Below are 507 nucleotides of genomic sequence, written 5' to 3' on the forward strand. Positions count from 1 at the left end.
TCCCGACGGCGCCGCGACCGAGCTCACCGTCACCACCGACGCGACCACCGCCACCGTCACCGACACCGGCGAGCTCGTCGTCACCCTCACCGAGAACCGCCAGGTCGTGACCTACACCGTCACCGACATCGACGGACTCACCGCCAAGGCCTTCGTCAAGGTCCCCGGCCTCACCGACCAGAAGCCCACGCTCCGACCGGGGACACGGCTCGAGGTGCTGGCCGGCGAGTCCCTGCCGATCGACATCACGGAGCACGTGCTCGTCGTCGAGGGCAGGACGCCGCGACTGACGACCGAGGACAAGGTCACGGCGACGGAGGGCTCGCGCGAGGTGCCGTCCGTGACCGAGATCGTCTACACCCCCGACGCCGACTACACCGGTCCCGCGGCGGTGTCGTTCGAGGTCACGGACGGCACCGGCCCCGACGACCCCGAGGGCCACACCAACGTGCTGACGATCCCCGTCACCGTGCTGCCTCCCGAGAACCTGCCGCCGGAGCTCGTGGG

At 70.8% G+C, this 507-nt stretch carries 1 protein-coding gene; it reads left to right on the forward strand.

What is annotated here, in order from left to right:
• Positions 1 to 507, forward strand: a 507-nt coding sequence (locus tag CCE02nite_RS20305; RefSeq protein WP_141391386.1) for an Ig-like domain-containing protein, incomplete at both ends; no start/stop codon positions are given.

The sequence above is a fragment of the Cellulosimicrobium cellulans genome (genome assembly GCF_006539945.1).
Classification (GTDB): domain Bacteria; phylum Actinomycetota; class Actinomycetes; order Actinomycetales; family Cellulomonadaceae; genus Cellulosimicrobium; species Cellulosimicrobium cellulans.